This is a genomic window from Corynebacterium sp. SA-MJD20WY100 (assembly GCF_039822565.1).
Classification (GTDB): Bacteria; Actinomycetota; Actinomycetes; order Mycobacteriales; family Mycobacteriaceae; genus Corynebacterium; species Corynebacterium phoceense_A.
Map to the genome: position 1 here is coordinate 34,099 of NZ_JBCJKS010000011.1, position 18,347 is coordinate 52,445.

The 18,347-nt window shown below is 64.1% G+C and carries 16 protein-coding genes; 2 read left to right on the top strand and 14 right to left on the bottom strand.

Annotated elements, in window-relative coordinates; translation table 11 throughout:
- Positions 1–73: 73 nt before the first annotated feature.
- From ABJ196_RS07390 to pgsA, 4 genes are all read right to left on the bottom strand, one after another.
- On the bottom strand, positions 74–934 hold the full coding sequence (locus ABJ196_RS07390) for a PspA/IM30 family protein (protein WP_347305866.1): 861 nt from the start codon (positions 932–934) through the stop codon (positions 74–76).
- A gap of 311 nt (positions 935–1,245) precedes the next feature.
- A complete protein-coding gene (locus ABJ196_RS07395; protein ID WP_066509623.1) occupies positions 1,246–1,602 on the bottom strand; it encodes a helix-turn-helix transcriptional regulator in 357 nt (118 codons plus the stop codon).
- Positions 1,603–1,646: 44 nt separating this feature from the next.
- On the bottom strand, positions 1,647–2,138 hold the full coding sequence (locus tag ABJ196_RS07400) for a nicotinamide-nucleotide amidohydrolase family protein (protein ID WP_347305867.1): 492 nt from the start codon (positions 2,136–2,138) through the stop codon (positions 1,647–1,649).
- Positions 2,131–2,682, bottom strand: a complete 552-nt coding sequence (pgsA, locus tag ABJ196_RS07405) for a CDP-diacylglycerol--glycerol-3-phosphate 3-phosphatidyltransferase (RefSeq protein WP_347305868.1) — start codon at positions 2,680–2,682, stop codon at positions 2,131–2,133. The genes ABJ196_RS07400 and pgsA overlap by 8 nt, the downstream gene beginning before the upstream one ends.
- 60 nt (positions 2,683–2,742) lie before the next feature.
- On the opposite strand from pgsA, the gene ABJ196_RS07410 reads away from it, so the two are divergent.
- The gene (locus ABJ196_RS07410; protein ID WP_347305869.1) at positions 2,743–3,039 is read left to right on the top strand and encodes a YciI family protein; all 297 of its coding nucleotides are present in this window, start codon (positions 2,743–2,745) and stop codon (positions 3,037–3,039) included.
- Between the two features lie 69 nt (positions 3,040–3,108).
- Here ABJ196_RS07410 and ABJ196_RS07415 read toward each other — a convergent pair whose 3' ends face one another.
- From ABJ196_RS07415 to ABJ196_RS07455, 9 genes are all read right to left on the bottom strand, one after another.
- Positions 3,109–4,218, bottom strand: coding sequence for a TerC family protein (locus ABJ196_RS07415; RefSeq protein ID WP_347305870.1), 1,110 nt, complete (start codon positions 4,216–4,218; stop codon positions 3,109–3,111).
- Positions 4,219–4,464: 246 nt separating this feature from the next.
- Positions 4,465–7,857 (bottom strand): DNA translocase FtsK, encoded by a 3,393-nt coding sequence (locus ABJ196_RS07420; protein ID WP_347305871.1) that lies wholly within the window; start codon positions 7,855–7,857, stop codon positions 4,465–4,467.
- A gap of 122 nt (positions 7,858–7,979) precedes the next feature.
- Positions 7,980–8,618 (bottom strand): TIGR03085 family metal-binding protein, encoded by a 639-nt coding sequence (locus ABJ196_RS07425; protein WP_347305872.1) that lies wholly within the window; start codon positions 8,616–8,618, stop codon positions 7,980–7,982.
- Positions 8,619–8,757: 139 nt separating this feature from the next.
- Positions 8,758–10,899 (bottom strand): ribonuclease J, encoded by a 2,142-nt coding sequence (locus ABJ196_RS07430; protein ID WP_347305873.1) that lies wholly within the window; start codon positions 10,897–10,899, stop codon positions 8,758–8,760.
- A gap of 2 nt (positions 10,900–10,901) precedes the next feature.
- On the bottom strand, positions 10,902–11,810 hold the full coding sequence (gene dapA / locus ABJ196_RS07435; protein WP_347305874.1) for a 4-hydroxy-tetrahydrodipicolinate synthase: 909 nt from the start codon (positions 11,808–11,810) through the stop codon (positions 10,902–10,904).
- Between the two features lie 97 nt (positions 11,811–11,907).
- On the bottom strand, positions 11,908–12,657 hold the full coding sequence (thyX, locus tag ABJ196_RS07440) for an FAD-dependent thymidylate synthase (RefSeq protein WP_347305875.1): 750 nt from the start codon (positions 12,655–12,657) through the stop codon (positions 11,908–11,910).
- The gene (gene dapB / locus ABJ196_RS07445; RefSeq protein ID WP_347305876.1) at positions 12,657–13,403 is read right to left on the bottom strand and encodes a 4-hydroxy-tetrahydrodipicolinate reductase; all 747 of its coding nucleotides are present in this window, start codon (positions 13,401–13,403) and stop codon (positions 12,657–12,659) included. Before dapB ends, thyX begins: the two co-directional genes overlap by 1 nt.
- A gap of 75 nt (positions 13,404–13,478) precedes the next feature.
- Positions 13,479–14,483 carry a permease gene (locus tag ABJ196_RS07450; protein WP_347305877.1) on the bottom strand — a complete coding sequence of 335 codons (1,005 nt, stop codon included), beginning with the start codon at positions 14,481–14,483 and terminating at the stop codon, positions 13,479–13,481.
- The gene (locus ABJ196_RS07455) at positions 14,473–15,087 is read right to left on the bottom strand and encodes a TIGR03943 family protein (RefSeq protein ID WP_347305878.1); all 615 of its coding nucleotides are present in this window, start codon (positions 15,085–15,087) and stop codon (positions 14,473–14,475) included. The genes ABJ196_RS07450 and ABJ196_RS07455 overlap by 11 nt, the downstream gene beginning before the upstream one ends.
- Positions 15,088–15,187: 100 nt before the next feature.
- On the opposite strand from ABJ196_RS07455, the gene ABJ196_RS07460 reads away from it, so the two are divergent.
- Complete coding sequence (locus ABJ196_RS07460; protein WP_347305879.1) at positions 15,188–15,883, top strand: hypothetical protein; 696 nt, start codon at positions 15,188–15,190, stop codon at positions 15,881–15,883.
- A 141-nt stretch (positions 15,884–16,024) separates the two neighbouring features.
- Here ABJ196_RS07460 and ABJ196_RS07465 read toward each other — a convergent pair whose 3' ends face one another.
- Positions 16,025–18,268 (bottom strand): polyribonucleotide nucleotidyltransferase, encoded by a 2,244-nt coding sequence (locus ABJ196_RS07465; protein WP_347305880.1) that lies wholly within the window; start codon positions 18,266–18,268, stop codon positions 16,025–16,027.
- Positions 18,269–18,347 lie beyond the last annotated feature (79 nt).

Below are 18,347 nucleotides of genomic sequence, written 5' to 3' on the forward strand. Positions count from 1 at the left end.
GTTCTGGACTGCCGTATCCGGGCAGCACAAAGCCCCGGCACCAGTGCGGTACCGGGGCTCGAGGCGGTGGAGACTACTGCTCGCCGCGGAGCTCGCGAAGACGAGCCTGGACGGCGTCGTCGGAGGCCGTGTTGGGCTGTGCGGCGCCAGCGGCAGCCGAGGAGCCGGTGGACGGTGCCTCGATGGCGTCTGCCTTGTTGCCCTCAACAGACTTCGGGGCGTTCATCTCGGCGCGGATCAGCTCGAGACGGGAGTGGCCCGCCATCTGGATGCCCGACTGCTGGACCTCGCGCATGCGGGCGTCGACGGTGTTCTCCGCGAGCTCGGCCTGGCCCAGCGCGTTGGCATAACGACGCTCAATCTTGTCACGCACAGCGTCGAGCGACGGCGTGTTGGTATTGGTGAGCTCGTTCATGGACTGCAGGGACTCGGAGACCTTCTCCTGCATCTTGGCCTGCTCGAGCTGGGAGAGCAGCTTGGAGCGTTCCTGGACCTTCTCGCGCAGCGCGGTGGCGTTGCGCTCGACAGCCTGGCGAGCTGCGGCAGCCTGCTGCAGAGCCTGGTCGTGGAGCTTCTTCGTGTCCTCCACGGACTGCTCGGCGGTGACGAGCTGCGCGGCAAAAGCCTCCGCGGCGTTCTCGTACTCGATGGCCTTGGCCTCGTTGCCGTTCGCGCGCTCCTTGTCGGCGAGTTGAATGGCCTGGCGGGTGTTCGCCTGCAGCTTCTCAATGTCGCCCAGGCGGCGGTTGAGCTGCATCTCCAGCTGGCGCTGGTTACCGATGACGGCAGCAGCCTGCTGGGAGAGCTCCTGGTGCTGGCGCTGGGCCTCGGAGATGGCCTGCTCAATCTGTACCTTGGGATCCGCGTTCTCCTCGATCTTGGAATCAAAGAGTGCCATGAGGTACTTCCATGCCTTCACAAACGGGTTAGCCATAGCTTCTGTGTGGCCCTTTCTCCTAAAGAATTTCGTTTCTAATCCGGCCACCATCCTAGTCAAGCGTTCGGCCGGGCGCCGCCATTCTCCCCTACGGGGTAGGCATTTGTCATCGATTCGCCACCTCATTGCCGGGAAACACACAGGTTCTGGCTCGACGCGCACGAGACGACCCTCGGAGGATAGCCATTCATGCAGGATGCGCCTCTTGGCGTGAATCCGCGAGCAGGGTGAATGACCATCCTCGGAGGGCCAGGTAGGTCCAGATACGCACAAGCACCCGCGCGGAGGCGGGTGCTCTGTGTCCGGGTTTAGGCCTCGGAGGCGGCGGGAGCGGTGTTGGCCAGCTCCTCCTCGACGGAGGGCAGAACCATGTTGCCGGCGGCCTCAATGAGGACCTCCGCCACCGTGGTGTCTAAGCCGTGGCAGACGGCGGCGAGCATCTCCGAGGAGACCTCCTTACGGCCGCGCTCGAGCTCAGACAGGTAGCCGGGCGAGACGTGGGCGATGGCTGCGAGTTCGCGCAGCGTCACGCCCTTATCCGCACGGAAGGCACGGAGGGTAAGTCCAAGGGCTTCGCGCAGGAGCGGCTCGGGTGCACGACGGCGCTCGGCCGGAGCCACGGACGTGGAAACGGTCTTATCAAGTAGTGCAGTAGTTGTGTTCATCACTGAGTACAACGGGCCGCGGTGCAAACTTGTTCCCGCTCGACTCAATTTTCTTTCACGGGTGCTCCTGCCAGGCATTCTGCGAGGAAATCAAAGGCTTGGTCCACGGCGCCGCGGCGAATCTCGGCGCGCGTCCCGCCCAGGCCCACAGCGGCGAATTCCTGACCGTCGTTCGCAGCGTTGTTCCAGATACCGATGTAGACGGTGCCGGGTGCCTTGCCCTCTTGGAGGTCGGGGCCTGCGACGCCGGTGAGCGAGACGCCCCAGTCGGCGCCGGTTTCGCGCACGGCGGCATGGGCCATGACCCGGGCAGTCGCGGCGGACACAACGCCTTGGGACTCGAGTACTGCGACGGGCACACCCGTGAAGTGACTCTTGACCTCAGTCGCGTAGGTGACAAGGCCGCCGCGGAGGGCGGCGGAGGAACCGGGGGCATCAGCAAGCGTGGCGGCGGCAAGACCTGCGGTAAGGGACTCGCAGAACGCGACGGTCTCGCCGCGGGCGACGAGGAGGGCGAGGAGATCGGCGCTACGCATTTTCGCGCCGGCCATCGATGAGGTACTGGATGCCGGTCGCGACCGTGACGACGACGGCAAGCAGCATGACCACGAGGTTGGGCACGTCCATCCAGTGCGGCAGCGGGCAGAGGTACAGACCCACGGCGAGCGACTGGAGCGCGGTCTTGAGCTTGCCGCCCTTGGAGGCCGGCACGACCTTGCCCTGGCGCAGGAGGATCATGCGCCAGAAAGTAATGCCCAACTCGCGTACGAGAATGACGATGGTGATCCACCACGGCAGGCCATAGGCAATGTTGAGGCAGATGAGCGCGGTGGTCATGAGCGCCTTGTCCGCGATGGGATCGGCGATCTTGCCGAAGTCCGTCACGATATTGCGGGCGCGGGCAATATCGCCGTCGAGCTTGTCCGTGATCATAAGCAGGACGAAGACGATAAACGCCCACCACTGATGGTCAGTGAGCGCGAGCCACGCGAAGACAGGAATAAAAAGAATGCGAAGACTCGTCAAGAGATTGGGCAGGTTCCAATTCGACGGCTTCTGGGCGGGGCTTGCGGTAGTCACGCCAGTTATCCTACCCGTTCCCCCTCCCCGCCCGCGGGCTAGCGCCTACACTTGGGGGCCATGAAGTACTTCGCCTTTATCTACGATTACAACCCCAACGACCCCCGTCTGGCCGATGTCCGCCCGAAGCACCGTGACTTCATCAACGGTCTCAAGGCACAGGGCCGCATTCTCGGCTCCGGCCCGTTTACCGATTCCAAGGGTGGCGCGCTCATCGTCACGCAGTACGAGGACGAGAACACGACCGTCGCCCAGGCTATTGAGCTCATGGACGGCGACCCGTTCCACACAGAGGGCATTGTCACCGCGCGTGCCGTGCGCGAGTGGAACCCGGTGATTAATAGCTTCGACGACTAAACAGACTCAAACAAGCAAACGCCCCGCAGTCCTTGAAGACGCGGGGCGTTGGTGCGGCCTAGGGAAAATTTATGGCAGTTGGGCCTTGGGCACCTCGGAGGCAAGGCCGATGAGGTCGCCCTTCTTGTTGCGGACAATCTTGTTGCCCTCGTCATCCCAGTCGTAGTGGTTGTGGGAGACGCGAATGCCGCCTTGAGCTTCGTCGCGCTTGTTCTTCCAGATAGACAGCAGCACCGTGATGGTGAGGATACTGACAATCGTGATGAGCGAGCCGACGGTGGAAATCTCTGGGGCTCCGTGGACGTCCTCGCCGCCGTTAATGAACGGCAGGTTGTTCTCGTGGAGGGCGTGGAGCATGAGCTTGGCGCCGATGAAGAACAGGATGAGGCCGAGACCGTAGGGCAGGTAGACCAGGCGGTCAAGGAGGCCGTCGAGCAGGAAGTACATCTGGCGCAGGCCCATGAGCGAGAAGGCGTTCGTGGTGAAGACGAGGTAAGCCTCGCTCGTGATGCCGTAGATGGCCGGGATGGAGTCGAAGGCGAACATGACGTCGATGGCACCGATGGCTACCAGGGCAATGAAGAGCGGGGTAAGCCCCTTCTTCCCGGATTTCTCGTCGCGGTGGGTGAGCTTATCGCCATGGTAGTGCGGAGTGACGTGGATGACCTTGCGCAGCATCTTGATGATGAACATGTCGTTCGGGTCGGTCTCCGGGGCATCACGAATCTCGTCGATAATGAGCTTCACGGCCGTGTAAAGCAGGAAGATCGCGAACAGGTAGAACACGTCCGACCACGCCGCGATGACGGCAGCGCCGAGCAAAATAAAGACGAGGCGGAAGATCAAAGCGAGAACAATACCGATGAGCAGCACCTTTTGCTGGTACTTGCGCGGAATCTTGAAGGCACCCATGATGAGCGCGAAGACGAAGAGGTTATCGACACTCAGCGCCTTTTCCGTCACGTAACCCGTGAGGTACTGCATGCCGTGTTCGTGGTCCCAGACAATCCAGACCATCGCGCCGAAGAGCAGCGCGAGACCGACGTAGAACAAGGTCCACATGCCGGACTCTTTGAGAGTCGGCTCGTGCGGGGTGCGCACGTGGGAGTAGAAGTCAAAGACAAAGAAGCCAAGAATGACAATGAGCGTAATCGCCCATATCCATAGCGGGACGTGCATAAAGACGTATCCTCCGGTCGAAGTTGCAAAAAAGACCGGAGGTCTCCCCCGCCCGCCCGCTCCCGCGGGCGCGGAAACTGATGCGGACCGACGCGACCGGGAGCCGTGCGACGCTAGGCGCCGCGCGACTGACCGTGTTGACGATCAGCGCCGACGGAGTGGGGTACTCCCCTCCAATACTTGGGCTAGCTTACACGAAACCCCGTGGTACTCGTAAGCGCCACGGGGTTTATGGTCACAGCCGGGTTAGAACGCGCCGGAGGACGGGTTGTACGTCGCCTCGACGGTCGTCGTCCCCTCAGTATCCGGGCTCTCATCGGAGGAGTCAGCCTCCAGGTCAAGCTCCTCCTGAACCTCCTTGGGCGCCTCTGCTGGATCGGCACCCTTCAAGTACCACAGCATGGTCTCGAGTTCCTCGGGCTTGGTGAGCACCTCGCGGGCCTTGGAGCCCTCAGAGGGACCGACGATGCCGCGGGATTCCATGAGGTCCATGAGGCGGCCGGCCTTGGCGAAGCCGATGCGCAGCTTGCGCTGGAGCATCGAGGTCGAGCCGAGCTGCGAGGTGACAACGAGCTCGACGGCCTCGAGCAGGTCGTCGAGGTCCTTTCCGATGTCCTCGTCGATATCCTTCTTAGATTCGGCCTGCTTGTCCTCGGTGACGCCCTCCGTGTAGTCCGGCTCGCCCTGGGCCTTAGCGGCGTCGACGACAGCCTGGATTTCGTCGTCGGCGACGAAGGCACCCTGCATACGCACCGGACGCCCGCCCTGCGGGATGAACAGGCCATCGCCCATGCCGATGAGCTTCTCCGCGCCGCCCTGGTCGAGAATGACGCGAGAGTCGGTCAGCGACGACGTCGCGAACGCGAGACGCGACGGCACGTTGGTCTTGATAAGACCGGTGACGACGTCCACGGACGGGCGCTGGGTGGCGAGCACGAGGTGGATACCGGCCGCACGCGCCTTCTGCGTGATGCGGACGATGGACTCCTCGATCTCCTTCGGGGCGGTCATCATGAGGTCGGCCAACTCGTCGACGACACAGACAATGAACGGATACGGGCGCATCTCGCGCTGTGAACCCGCCGGAGCCTGAATCTCGCCGGAGAGGACCTTGCGGTTGAAGTCCTTGATGTGGCGCACGCGCGCGGACTTCATGTCCATGTAGCGCTGCTCCATCTCTTCGACGAGCCACTGCAGGGCCGCGGCGGCTTTCTTCGGCTGCGTGATGATCGGCGTAATGAGGTGCGGGATACCCTCGTATGGCGTGAGTTCCACCATCTTCGGGTCGACGAGGATGAGGCGCACCTGCTCCGGCGTCGCGCGCGTAAGCAGCGAGACGAGCATAGAGTTCACGAATGCAGACTTACCGGAACCGGTCGCACCGGCGACGAGCAAGTGCGGCATCTTTTGAATCGAGGAGGAGATGAATTCGCCCTCGATGTCTTTGCCCAGACCGATGAGCATCGGGTCGTCCGAGGCATGCATATTGTCCGAGTCGAGGACCTCGCGCAGGCGCACCATTTCGCGGTCCGGGTTGGGGACCTCAATACCCACGGCGGACTTACCCGGGATCGGCGTGAGCAGGCGGACATTCTCCGTCGCCACGGCGTAGGCGAGGTTGGACTGCAGGTTCGTAATCTTCGAGACCTTGACGCCTGGGCCCAGCTCAATCTCGTAGCGGGTGACCGTCGGGCCACGCGAGAAGCCGGTGACCTGTGCGTCCACCTTGAACTCGTCAAAGACCTCGGTAATCGCCTCGATGATGCGGTCGTTGACCTCCGTACGGGCCTTCGTCGGTGCGCCAGCGGTGAGCAGCGAGGTCTGCGGCAGGTCGTAGTGCGTGTCCGACTGTCCGGCCGCGCCAGACGCCGCGGGGCTTGCCGATGCCGCCGGGGCCGCAGCCGCAGCCTTCCCAGCCTCGGCTTCCGCCTCCACATTGCGACCGGTCGCCGGGTCCATGCCGGAGCGGGCGATGATGGCCTCACGGATGGCTTCGCGTGACGACGCCATAGCGTCAGAAGCCGGGGCTTCGGCAGCCGGGGCCGTCTTCGTCGGCGTGGAGACGGCCTGGCTGATGCGCCCGGTGGCATCGGCAGCAGCAGCGGCCGCACCGGAAACGGCTGCGGCGGTCTTGGCGCCCTCGCGCACGGCACCGGTGGCGGCGCCTGCAGCAGCACCCGCAGCGGCGCCGGCGACGGTGTTCGCAGCGGTCGCGGCAGTGCGCTTGAGCGAACCGGAATCCTGCTTGCGCGACGAGACGATGTCGGCAACCGACGCCGAGCGCTTGATGGAGCGCGTCGGGGCTTCCGACTCAGGCTCGGGCTCCTGCGCGGCAAAGGACATCGTGGCCGGCTCGGTAACGGCCGGGAACTCGTCCGTGTCGCCGACGCGCTGCTTCGTGGCCGGGCGGGGGTTCTGCTGGGAGCGGCGGCGGGGGCTGCGCGGCACGTCCTCCGTATCCATGGGATGACGGCCGGGCTCCTCCTCCACCGGGTAGTTCTCCATCGGGCTGCGCACGGCGCGGGGGCGGCGCTCCTCGCTCGTACGGGAACGCCCCTCGGCGATGGCATCGATATCAGAGTCGGCGCGGCCATATAAGTCCTCTCCCTCGTCGTAGTCTTCGGTACCACGCTCGGGCAGCCAGGACTTCACGACGGAGACGACCCAATCCCACGCTTGTCGCATGGTGATGCCGGTGACGGTGAGCGCGCCGTAGATGATGACCAGGATGAGCAGCGGGATGGCGACATAGCTGGAGAAACCGGCAGCGAGCAGACCGCCGGTCCAGGCACCCACGGCACCGCCGGCGAATTCGCGCTCCACCCACTCAGTGGGGTTGCCCGCGAAGAGGTGGATGAGCCCGAGCATGGCCACGATGATGATGGCGGTGCCACCGATGACGCGGGCGCTCATAACGCCCTCGGGTCCGTGAAGGTCGAGCATGAGCACGAGGGCCAGCGCGATGAGAGCGACGGGCAGAACGACGGCACCAGCACCGATGGCCAGGTGTGCTGCGGTCGCGATAGCTGCGCCGATGGGGCCCGCGATATCAAGCCACACGGACGCGCCGAGGACCGCAGCCAGACCGATGAGGACTAAGCCCCACGCATCCGGGTTCTCCACGCGCACGCCGCGCGAGGCGTGGCGGCTGGCGAGGTTATCGAGCTCCGCGTCGACAGCAGCCTGCGTGTCGTCCTGCTTCTTCCCTGCCTTGGATTTAGCTCCGGACCGGGACGTGCGACCAGAAATGGTGTCTGACTCCTCTGCTTCAAAGTTGTCGTCGAACTCGTCGACCTCGTCATAATCGTCATAGCTGTCGCCATGCCGCGCGGCGCTGGCTATGCCACTGCCCAGCCCGCGGGTGAGCGAACCCACGCCGCGGGCCGTGAAACCAAACGCCGCGCCGAGACCGTGGCCTACCGCACGGAAAGCGCTACCGGTCCGCTCGTCGGCGGACACGGCAGCGCGGTGCGAGGAGGTGACGGACAGCGTTTCGGGCGCGCCGGAACGCGCCCGGCCTGCAGGACGCGAGCGCGCCGCCGAGGCCCCGGCTGTTTGGTTGCGGCGCGCCGGACGATGGGTGCTCGACGCACCCTTCTTGCCCCGCGCGCCTCGCGAAGCAGCATTTTTGACAGACATACTCGCCACTTTAGCGACTACAACCCCAATAATCACACGCGCCACACGGGTGACGGGATGTTTTCTCTATATATGGCGCTCGTTCTCGCGGCGCACTAAATTGTCAAGTGATAGGGCTTGACTTAGAGGCTGGAGCGGTGGATAGCAGACGCGTCCCCTTCGATGGTGACCTCCGCGGCGTCGCGGCCGTAGGTCCACAGGATGAGCTCGCCCACCGTGCCGGACACGCGAACGACGGCGCCGCCGTTGGCCGCCACGCCGTTCTTGTCCGCGACGAGGATACGCGGGTAGCCCGCCGCGAAGAGCGCGACCGGCTGCGCAGACTTGGAGAGCATGCGCTTGGCGAGCATGCCCAGAGTCGAATACATCTCGTCGCTCACCACGTCCGAGAAGTCCCGCGGCGTCGTCTGCCCATTGGCGCGGCGCACATCTTCCAAGTGAACGTAGTGCTCCGCGAAGTTCACCTTCGAGTCGGCGTAACGCAGAGGATTGTATTTCGAGGCTCCCCTCCCCCACGCGTCCACAAGCTCATCGAAGTCGCGACGCTTGGCCTCCGCCATGACGCTCTCGAGGCGACCAGCGAGTGCCGGCACGAACATGCCTGCGGCGGCATCGGGGCGGTTCTCGCGCACCCACAGGTGTGCGGCGAGATCGCGCGTGGTCCATCCTTCGCACAGCGTGGGGGCATCCGGACCAAGTTCATGGAAGAGCGCCACCAATCGGGCGCGTTCAGCAGACGAAAAAGACATGGGCCCCAGCATAGTCGCGCGCGGCCCGCGGGAAATGGCATCACAGGAACTCCACGGGTCTCTACAAGATGACCACGAATACTTGTACAGGTGGCTGAAAACCCCGAGCGCCCCAGCCGTGCTGCGGCTGGGGCGCTGTGCGCGGTGTCGCTTAGAGCGACTCGCGAGACGCGTGGACCTCCTCATCATCGGCGACGACGTTGCCCGACGCAGTCGGGACGATGGTCGGCAAAATGACCGGCTCGCGCTTGTACTTGGACTCCATGAGCTTGGAGACCTTGCGGCGCAGCTTCTGAACCATGCGGTAGGTGTCGTTCTCGCCTTCCGCGGCCAGATCATTCATGGTGTTCTCCACGAGCTTGGCGACCTCCGGCACGAGTGCACGGTCATCGTCGGAGAAGCCCGTCGTCGCAACGGTGGGGTGCTCCATGAGGCGCATCGTACGATTGTCGATGACGCAGGTGATGGAGACAACGCCGCCGGCACCGAGGTTGGTGCGGTCAGCCAGGGTGTCAGCGTCGACCTCGCCCATGGACACGCCGTCCACGTAGAGGTTACCGACCGGAATCTGGCCGACGACCTGCGCACGGCCGTTGCGCAGCTCGACCACAACGCCGTTCTGTGCGAGAACCACGCGATCCTCCGGAACGCCGGTGGAGATAGCCAGCTGCTTGTTCGCGCGCAGGTGGCGCCACTCGCCGTGGACCGGCATCGCGTTCTTCGGGCGTGCCGCGTTGTACAGGAAGAGCAGCTCGCCACCGTAGCCGTGACCCGAAGCGTGGACCTTGGCTTCCTTGTTGGTGATGACCTCAGCACCGATCTGCGAGAGCATGTTCATGACACCGTAGACGGCTTCCTCGTTGCCCGGGATGAGCGAGGAGGAGAAGATGATCATGTCACCTGCGCGGACGGTGATCTGGCGGTGCTCACGGCGGGCCATGCGCGACAGCGCCGCCATCGGCTCGCCCTGCGTACCGGTCGTAATGAGCAGGACCTTGTGCGGGGCCATCTTTGCGGCCTCATCGATCGGGATGATGGTGCCGCGCGGAACCTTGAGGAAGCCGAGCTTCTCTGCGATTTCCATGTTGCGCATCATCGAACGACCGTTGAAGGCGACCTTGCGGCCGGCGTAAACGGCGGCATCGATAGCAGCCTGCACGCGGTAAACATTCGAGGCGAAGGACGCGATGATAACGCGCTGCTTCGCGCCCGAGACCAGGCGACGGAAGGTCGCCGGGATGTCGCCCTCAGAGGCAGAGACGCCCGGGATGTTCGCGTTCGTCGAGTCACAAAGCATGAGGTCCACGCCCTCGTCGCCGTAGCGGGACAGCGCTGGCAGGTCGGTGGGACGGCCGTCGAGCGGCGTCTGGTCCATCTTAATGTCACCCGTGTGGATGATGTTGCCGGCCGGAGTGCCAAGCATGATGCCCAGCGCGTCCGGGATGGAGTGGTTGACCGCCCAGAAGCGCAGGCGGAACGGGCCGTAGTTGAGATCCGACTTCTCGTTGACCTCAACGAACTTCGGCTTCTGACGGTGCTCCTTGCACTTCGCCGCGATGAGCGCGATGGTAAAGCGCGACGCGACAATCGGCAGATCCGGGCGCAGCTTGAGCAGCCACGGGATCGCACCAATGTGGTCCTCGTGCGCGTGGGTCACGACCAGAGCCTTGACCTTCTTGAGCTTCTTCTCAATCGGGCCAAAGTCCGGCAGGATGAGGTCGACGCCCGGCTCGCCCGAGGACGGGAAGAGGACGCCCGAGTCGATGATGAGGATGTCATCGCCGTACTCGAAGACCGTCATGTTGCGGCCGATTTCGGAAATACCACCCAGCGCGTAGAGACGCAGTGCGTCCTTCGGCTGCTTCGGCGGTTCCGGCAGGCGCTGGGTCAGGTCGGCACCCTGCATCGACTTCGGCACGTTGCGGCGACCGCGGCCATTATTCTTGCCGCCATTGTTGCCGCCGCGACCACGGCCCCGGTTGTTGCCGCCGTGGTTCTGGGCGCCACCGTTGTCATTGCCGTTATTGCCGTTATTGCCGTTGTTGCCACGGTTGTTTCCGCCGCGGCCACGGCCGCCACGGGAACCGCGTGAGCGGCGGCGGCCGTTGCCCTCGTCATCGTTGGAGGACGACGAGTTAGCCTCGTTGGAGGCGTTGTTATTCGCCGCAGAAGCCTGCTCGGAGGGAGCCTGGAAAACCGGCGAAGCCGCCTCGTTCGAGGCCGCTTCGTTGGTTTCTGCCGGCGGGCCCGCCTTGCGGGTCACCTTCCGGGCACGTTTTTGGGGTTCAGTCATTCTTAAAGGACTCCAGCCTTTTCCATATCTAGGCGCAGAGCAGCAATCTCGTCCTCATTCGCTCCGAGGACCGGAAGACGCGGCTCTCCGCAATCAATGCCCTGCAGTCGCAGGGCCGCTTTTGCCATGGTTGCTCCACCCAGACGCGCCTGTGCGTGAATGAGCGGGGTCAAGATCTCGGCGTTAATCTCGCGCGCACGCGCCAGATCGCCAGCTTCAAACGAAGTATAAAGTTCTGCGAGAGCTTGCGGCGCGGCGTGGCCGACGACGGAGATAAAGCCCGACGCGCCCAAGGTGACCCAGGGCAAGTTGAGCGGATCGTCGCCGGAGTACCAGGCCAGGCCGGTCTCTCGCATGAGTTCGGCGCCAAGTCCAAGGTTGCCCTTGGCGTCCTTGACGGCACGGATGGTGGGTAGCTCCGCCAAGCGACGCAGAGTATCTGCCTCGATGGCGATGCCAGAGCGGCCAGGGATGTCATAGACGCAGATCGGAGTATCCGTTGCGTCCGCGATAGCAGCAAAGTGGCGGTAGACGCCCTCCTGGGAGGGCTTGGAGTAGTACGGTGTCACAACGAGGAGGCTGTCAACGCCTACCTCAGTGGCGGCGCGTGCCATCTCGATGGACACGGCCGTGTTATTCGTACCGACGCCCGCGCAGATCTTCGCGCGGTCGCCAACCTCGGCCTTGACGGCCTTGAGCAGGTCTACCTTTTCCGCCGGCGTGGTCGTCGGCGACTCGCCCGTCGTTCCGGAGATAACCAGCTGGTCAATCCCGTTGTCGACGAGGTAAGCGGCAAGGCGTCGTGCGCCCGCCAGATCGAGGTTGCCGTCACCATCAAACGGTGTGACCATAGCAACTCCGACGCGGCCGAACGTCTCAACGCCATTCTTTGCTGTCATACCTGTGCTCATGGGGTACAAGAGTACCCGCTCATGGCCCTCATGTGGACATCGGGCGGCGAGTGGCGTCTAAATGAGTGGCGTCTCAATCCGGTCCACCAGCCCACGCTTAAGCGAACGGGCTCGACGCCATCTCCGTCCCATCCGGCAGCTGCGTGATGTGGAAGTCGTCGAAGAGGACGGGTGCCTGGCCGCGCAGAATCTTCAGGCATTCCACGGCGACGGCGCGCAGCTCCGAGTCCGCATGCTCCGTCGCCCGCGCGCCAATGAACTGGCGCCATGCCCGGTAATTGCCGGTGACCACAATCCGCGACTCAGTCGCGTTGGGCAGCACCGCGCGCGCGGCTTGGCGGGCCTGTTTCTTACGCAGCAACGCATTGGGCTCGTCCTCGAGCTTCTCCTCGAGCGAGCGCAGCAGCTCCTCGTAGACGAAGCGTGATTCGTCCACGGCCTGCAGCATCAACCGCGTAAGCTCCGGATCCGCCGCCACCAAGTTCGGCAGCACAACCTCCGCTTCCTCCGAATGGACGAAGCGCTGACTCAACTGGCTAAACGAGAAGTGACGGTGGCGCACCAGCTCGTGCGAGGCCGAACGCGAAATCCCGCGGATATAGAGCGTCGCCGTGGCGTGCTCGAGCAACGCATCGTGGCCGACCTCCATGATGTGGTGGAGGTACGTCTCGTTGGTGGCCGTGCGCGGGTTCGGCTTATCGAAGGATTCGTAGCAGGCCCGTCCCGCAAACTCGACGAGCGCCTCCGCGTCCGTCGCGGAATCATCCGGCGCCCAGGACACATCGGCCGGCGCGGTAAATGCCGTGGCCGCGATGAGCTGGACGTCGAGTTTTGCTTCCTTCGCCATTACAGATCCAGGTAGTTATCGAGGCCCACCACGAGACCCGGGTGCTCCGCGATGTTGCGCACGCCCACGAGCACGCCCGGGGTAAACGAGGAACGGTCATAAGAGTCCTGGCGGATAGTCAGGGACTGGCCCTGCGCTCCAAAGATGACTTCCTCGTGCGCCACCATGCCACGCATACGTACCGCATGCACCGGCACGCCGTCGACGTTCGCACCGCGGGCGCCCTCCAGGGACTGTTCCGTGGCATCCGGCATAGCGCCCAAGCCCGCCTCCTTGCGTGCCTCCGCGATGCCCTGCGCGGTGTGGATGGCCGTGCCCGATGGCGCGTCGAGCTTCGTTGGGTGGTGGAACTCGATGACCTCGGCGGTCTCGAAGAACTTCGCAGCCTGCTTGGCCAGCGTCATGGTAAGCACGGCCGAAATGGCGAAGTTCGGCGCGATGAGCACGTGACCCGCGCCGTCAGCCTTGGTCCACTCCTCCACCTTGGCCAAACGCTCAGCATCAAAACCAGTGGTGCCCACAACGGCGTGGATGCCATGCTCGACCACGAACTTAAGGTTATCCATCACCACGCCCGGCTGCGTGAAGTCCACGACAACCTCCGCGCCGTTATCCACGAGCTCCTGCAGTGGGGTGTCGCGGTCAATCTCCGCAACGAGCTCCAAGTCGTCCGCTGTGTTTACGCCCTCTACGATGGCTTGCCCGACGCGCCCCTTCGCGCCCAGAACCCCGACCTTGATTGTCATGTGCGACCTCCATACAACGCATTACGGCTATTCTTATTCGTTTCGCCATCCTACTCGTCTCGCACGCGCACGTTTTTATAACGCCACCAGTCCCACCGCGAGGGCGCCACCGACCGACCCAACAAGAGCTAAAGGGACAAACCGCAGCACGAACCGGCGACCCCACACGCCCCATTGCATGGCCACCAGCTTGAGATCCACCATCGGCCCCACTGTGAGAAACACCAGTTGCGCAACCGGACTGACTCCCACGAACGAGGCAGCAATGAAAGCATCCGCCTCAGAGCACACGCTCATGATAATCGCCAGCATCGCCATAGCGGCGATCGCCAGGAGGGGTTGGCGTGCCAGCGTTTCCAGCCACTGTGCGGGAAGGAGCACCTTCAATGTCGCTGCGATCATCGCGCCAACCACCAGGTAGCCGCCTGCGGAGGCGAAGTCGTCCACGATGTGTCCCGCAACGTGCCGCCATCGGTGCTCGCCCGGGACACGGTGATGCTCATGCCTGACATGACGGGAGTTTGCGGCGACTGTAACGCCCACGCGCTGCCATGCCCAGCCCACAATGCACGCCGCGACCAGGCCCGCCGCGAGACGCGCCCACGCCATCGCAGGCGCATCGGGAAAAGCAACGGCCGTCGCGATGAGCACCACGGGGTTGATAGCGGGGCTGGCCAGCATAAACGCCAAGGCTCCACTCGCAGGCACACCCCGGCGCATGAGCGTTGCGGCCACTGGCACCGCGGAACACTCGCAGCCAGGCAAGATAACCCCGGCCGCGGCCATCCCCGGCACCCCAGCGCGCCCGGCCCGCAGGAATACCGAATCCGGGACAAGCACAGCCAGCACCGCAGAAACAACCACGCCCGCGACAAGGAACGGTGCGGCTTGGAAGACAATGGCGACCGTAAGCGTGGCCCAGGCGTCGAGCGCGCCATGCAGACGTAACGGTCCTCCAACCCCAAGCTGCAAAGCCACGCCTAGAGCACAAATGAAGACAGACCACACGCCAATCTGCCACAGGCGCGCGATGGTTTCCGCAAACTCCGGATCAGCGTGGTGCGGGACTCTAGTGTTCATACGGATCCTCCGGCACCCCAATAGCAGAGATGTCGCGAGAAGCTGCCACGGCGAGCACCGGTTCTTGGCCCGGGCTCACTGTGCCGGTCGCCTCGTACCAGGCGTCCTCGCTCAGCGCGGCGTCGGTATCCAGCCGCACCGAATAGGCCATGGCATCGGCCGCACAACAAGAAATGGTAAAGCGGGTCAGGTGCCATCCGTCCTCCGCACGCACGGCGAACCCGCGCACCGTTACCTTTTTGCCGGCAATGTTCTCCGGCTCCAAGTGTGCGCGCACGTTCAACTCACGGATTCCCGCGGTCTCCCCCAGCGGAGCGAACGCAGATTTCCCGTGCGACTCTGAGGCCGCAGGCTGCCGGGCGCCTGCGTGATTCTGAGCGACCGTCGAGCCCAACTGATGCGGCTGCGCGAGCCACACCAGCGCCAAAGGAACGAGCAACAACCATGCCATGCGCGGCACGGGCCGATCCGCCCGCGCAACTATCGCCGCTCCGAAAAGCACCACACCGGCTGTAATGAGGAGCCAGCTAAACCGTGGCGCAAGGTAACGCGCCAGGTCTCCGCCTGCGACCAGCCACACCAGCCCTAGAGCGAACAGGCCCACGAGCACCACGCCACATTGCCGCACTCGCACCTCACCCATACCTTTACGCCGTTATTGAAACCGCCCTACTATAACCCGCCTTCCGCCTAGACTGGAAGACATGAGTACCACACGCCACTTCCGTTACTCCGCTCTCCTCGCCCTGCCGTTAATCGTGGCTGGCTGCTCAAGCACCGAGCCTTCCGATGCCCCCACCTCCTCCCCCGCAGCAAACTCCAGCTCGGCAACCTCCGGCTCAGCAACCACTAGTGCAGCAACGTCCAGTGCCGAATCCAGCGCGCCGGCATCGAGTCCGGAGCCGCCCACCACGAGCACCGATCCCCAAGACACCGCCGGTTCCACACCCGCCGGTTTCCTCGGTACCCCGTCGCTCGCGGACCAGCCGCTCACGCAAGCCGAAGGCGCCGAGCTCGTGCCCATCGCCGTGCGCGCCGGCTCGCACGAGGGCTACGACCGCGTCGTCATCGAATTCACCGGAGCCGGAAAGCCTGGCTGGTACACGCAGTACACCACCTCCCCCGCAGCCCAGGCCTCCGGAAAACCCGTCGCCTACGACGGGGCCACCGCCCTCGTCCTCGGCGTCGAAGGCACCCCGTGGCCATCCACGCCGCAGCTGCAGGAACAGTACGCCGAGTTCACCACCTACCCCGGCGCAGGCGCCGTCACCGGAGTCAACTTCGTCAACGCCTTCGAGGCGCAGTCTCAGTTCGTCATCGGCCTCGACCGCCAGCTGCCCTACTCCGTGACCTTCCTCGAGGGCCCGCCGCGCGTCGTCGTCGACTTCCAGACTTCCTAGCCCCGCGCGCCTGGATTTCAGAACAACGAAGCCCCAAATTTTTCGAGATCTGGGGCCTTCGTTGTCCTGAAAACCGCGAACGGCCCGCACGGAACGAATCCGTGCGGGCCGTGTGAGCGTCAAGCGCTCATCCGATGAGGACTAGTCCTCCTCGACCGGGACGAGGGAGATCTTGCCGCGGTTGTCGATGTCCGCGATCTCGACCTGAATCTTGTCGCCGACGTTGACGACGTCCTCGACGCGCTCAATGCGCTCGTCGCCCCCCAGCTTGGAGATGTGGATAAGACCGTCGCGGCCCGGGGTGAGCGAGACGAAGGCACCGAAGGCAACCGTCTTCACGACGGTGCCGAGGAAGCACTCGCCGACCTTGGGCAGCTGCGGGTTGGCGATGGAATTGATGCGCTCGATGGCGGCATCGGCAGCCTCGCCCGTGGCGGCGGAAACGTACACGGTGCCGTCTTCTTCGATGGAGACATCCGCGCCGGTTTCCTCAGTGATGGAGTTGATGGTCTTGCCCTTCGGGCCGATGAGCTCGCCAATCTTGTTCATCGGGATCTTCACGGACGTGATCTTCGGGGCCAGGCCGGACATCTCGTCCGGCCCCTCGATGACCTCAGCCATGGTGTCCAGGATGGTGGCGCGGGCATCGCGTGCCTGCTCCAGAGCCTGAGCCAGGACCTTAGACGGAATGCCGTCCAGCTTGGTGTCGAGCTGCAGCGCGGTAATGAACTCGGAGGTACCGGCGACCTTGAAGTCCATGTCGCCGAAGGCATCCTCGGCGCCGAGGATATCGGTGAGCGCGACGAACTTCTCCTTCCCGTCGACCTCGCCGGAGACGAGGCCCATGGCGATACCGGCGACCGGAGCCTTGAGCGGCACGCCCGCGTTGTACAGGGACAGCGTGGAGGCACAGACCGAGCCCATAGAAGTCGAACCGTTGGAGCCGAGAGCCTCAGAGACCTGGCGGATGGCGTACGGGAAGTCCTCACGGGACGGGATAACCGGGAGCAGGGCGCGCTCGGCAAGCGCACCGTGGCCGATCTCGCGGCGCTTCGGGGATCCGACGCGGCCGGTCTCGCCGGTGGAGTACGGCGGGAAGTTGTAGTGGTGGATGTAGCGCTTGGAGTCGACCGGGGTCAGCGAATCGATCTGCTGTTCCATCTTGAGCATGTCCAGGGTGGTCACACCGAGGATCTGGGTCTCGCCGCGCTCGAAGAGCGAGGAACCGTGGGCACGCGGGACAAGGTCGACCTCGACACCGAGGTCGCGGATGTCGGTGACGCCGCGGCCGTCGATACGGAAGCCCTCAGCCAGAATCTTGGAACGGACGATCTGCTTCATCACGGCGTTGTACGCAGCGCGAATCTGCTTGGAGGCGTCATCGAGATCATCGAACTTATCGAGGAGGTCCTCCTCGATGTCTTCCATGTACTCGTTGGTCGCGTCGTCGCGGTCCTGCTTGCCTGGGATGGTCAGCAGCTCGCCGAGCTTCTTGGAGGCCTTCTTTTCCACAGCCTTGAACACGTCATCGGTGTACGGCGGGAAGAGCGGGAACTCCTGGGTTTCCTTGGCGGCGCGCTCGGCCAGACCAGCTTGTGCCTCACACAGCGTGCGGATGAACGGCTTAGCGGCCTCGAGGCCCTCGGCCACGGTGGATTCCTGCGGTGCCGGGGCGCCGTCCTTAATGCGCTCGGCGACGTTCTCGCCAGCGCCTGCCTCCACCATCATGATGGCGACGTCGTCCTTGCGGCCCTTCTTCACGATGCGGCCGGCGACGACCATCTCGAAGAGAGCGCGCTCGTGCTGCTCGGCGTTCGGGAAGGCGACCCACTGGCCCTTCGGGTGCTTATCATCGGCGATGAGCGCCATGCGCACGCCGCCCACGGCGCCGGAGACCGGCAGGCCGGAGAGCTGCGTCGCAGCGGACGCGCCGTTGATGGCGACGACGTCGTAGTACTCGTCCGGGTCCATGGACATGACGGTAATGACGACCTGAACCTCGTTGCGCAGGCCCTTGACGAAGGTCGGGCGCAGCGGGCGGTCGATGAGGCGGCAGGCCAGGATGGCCTCGGTGGAAGGGCGACCCTCGCGGCGGAAGAAAGAGCCCGGGATCTTGCCCGAGGCGTACATGCGCTCCTCGACGTCGACCGTCAGCGGGAAGAAGTCAAAGCCCTCGCGCGGCTGGTTCGACGCGGTGGTCGTGGCCAGCAGCATAGTGTCGTCATCCAGGTAAGTGGTGACGGAGCCGTCCGCCTGACGGGCCAGCTGGCCGGTCTCAAAGCGGATGGTGCGGGTACCGAAGTCCCCATTGTCGATGGTGGCAATCGCCTCGGTGATGCCAAATTCCTCATCAACGTTAAATTCAACAGCGTTCTTAGCGCTCAAAGTTTTCTACTCCTTGTAGCCCGGCGATCATCGGTGCCGCCGGTTGAAAAATCGTTGGGTTTTCTACAACGAGTAGCGA

Excerpts from the sequence above, each read along its gene's own strand:
- ABJ196_RS07395 (WP_066509623.1), bottom strand. The coding sequence starts at position 1,602 with ATGAACACAACTACTGCACTACTTGATAAGACCGTTTCCACGTCCGTG.
- thyX (WP_347305875.1), bottom strand. The coding sequence starts at position 12,657 with ATGGCGAAGGAAGCAAAACTCGACGTCCAGCTCATCGCGGCCACGGCA.
- dapA (WP_347305874.1), bottom strand. The coding sequence starts at position 11,810 with ATGAGCACAGGTATGACAGCAAAGAATGGCGTTGAGACGTTCGGCCGC.
- ABJ196_RS07415 (WP_347305870.1), bottom strand. The coding sequence starts at position 4,218 with ATGCACGTCCCGCTATGGATATGGGCGATTACGCTCATTGTCATTCTT.
- ABJ196_RS07430 (WP_347305873.1), bottom strand. The coding sequence starts at position 10,899 with ATGACTGAACCCCAAAAACGTGCCCGGAAGGTGACCCGCAAGGCGGGC.
- ABJ196_RS07420 (WP_347305871.1), bottom strand. The coding sequence starts at position 7,857 with ATGTCTGTCAAAAATGCTGCTTCGCGAGGCGCGCGGGGCAAGAAGGGT.
- ABJ196_RS07410 (WP_347305869.1), top strand. The coding sequence starts at position 2,743 with ATGAAGTACTTCGCCTTTATCTACGATTACAACCCCAACGACCCCCGT.
- ABJ196_RS07400 (WP_347305867.1), bottom strand. The coding sequence starts at position 2,138 with ATGCGTAGCGCCGATCTCCTCGCCCTCCTCGTCGCCCGCGGCGAGACC.
- ABJ196_RS07460 (WP_347305879.1), top strand. The coding sequence starts at position 15,188 with ATGAGTACCACACGCCACTTCCGTTACTCCGCTCTCCTCGCCCTGCCG.
- ABJ196_RS07390 (WP_347305866.1), bottom strand. The coding sequence starts at position 934 with ATGGCTAACCCGTTTGTGAAGGCATGGAAGTACCTCATGGCACTCTTT.
- ABJ196_RS07425 (WP_347305872.1), bottom strand. The coding sequence starts at position 8,618 with ATGCTGGGGCCCATGTCTTTTTCGTCTGCTGAACGCGCCCGATTGGTG.
- dapB (WP_347305876.1), bottom strand. The coding sequence starts at position 13,403 with ATGACAATCAAGGTCGGGGTTCTGGGCGCGAAGGGGCGCGTCGGGCAA.
- ABJ196_RS07450 (WP_347305877.1), bottom strand. The coding sequence starts at position 14,483 with ATGAACACTAGAGTCCCGCACCACGCTGATCCGGAGTTTGCGGAAACC.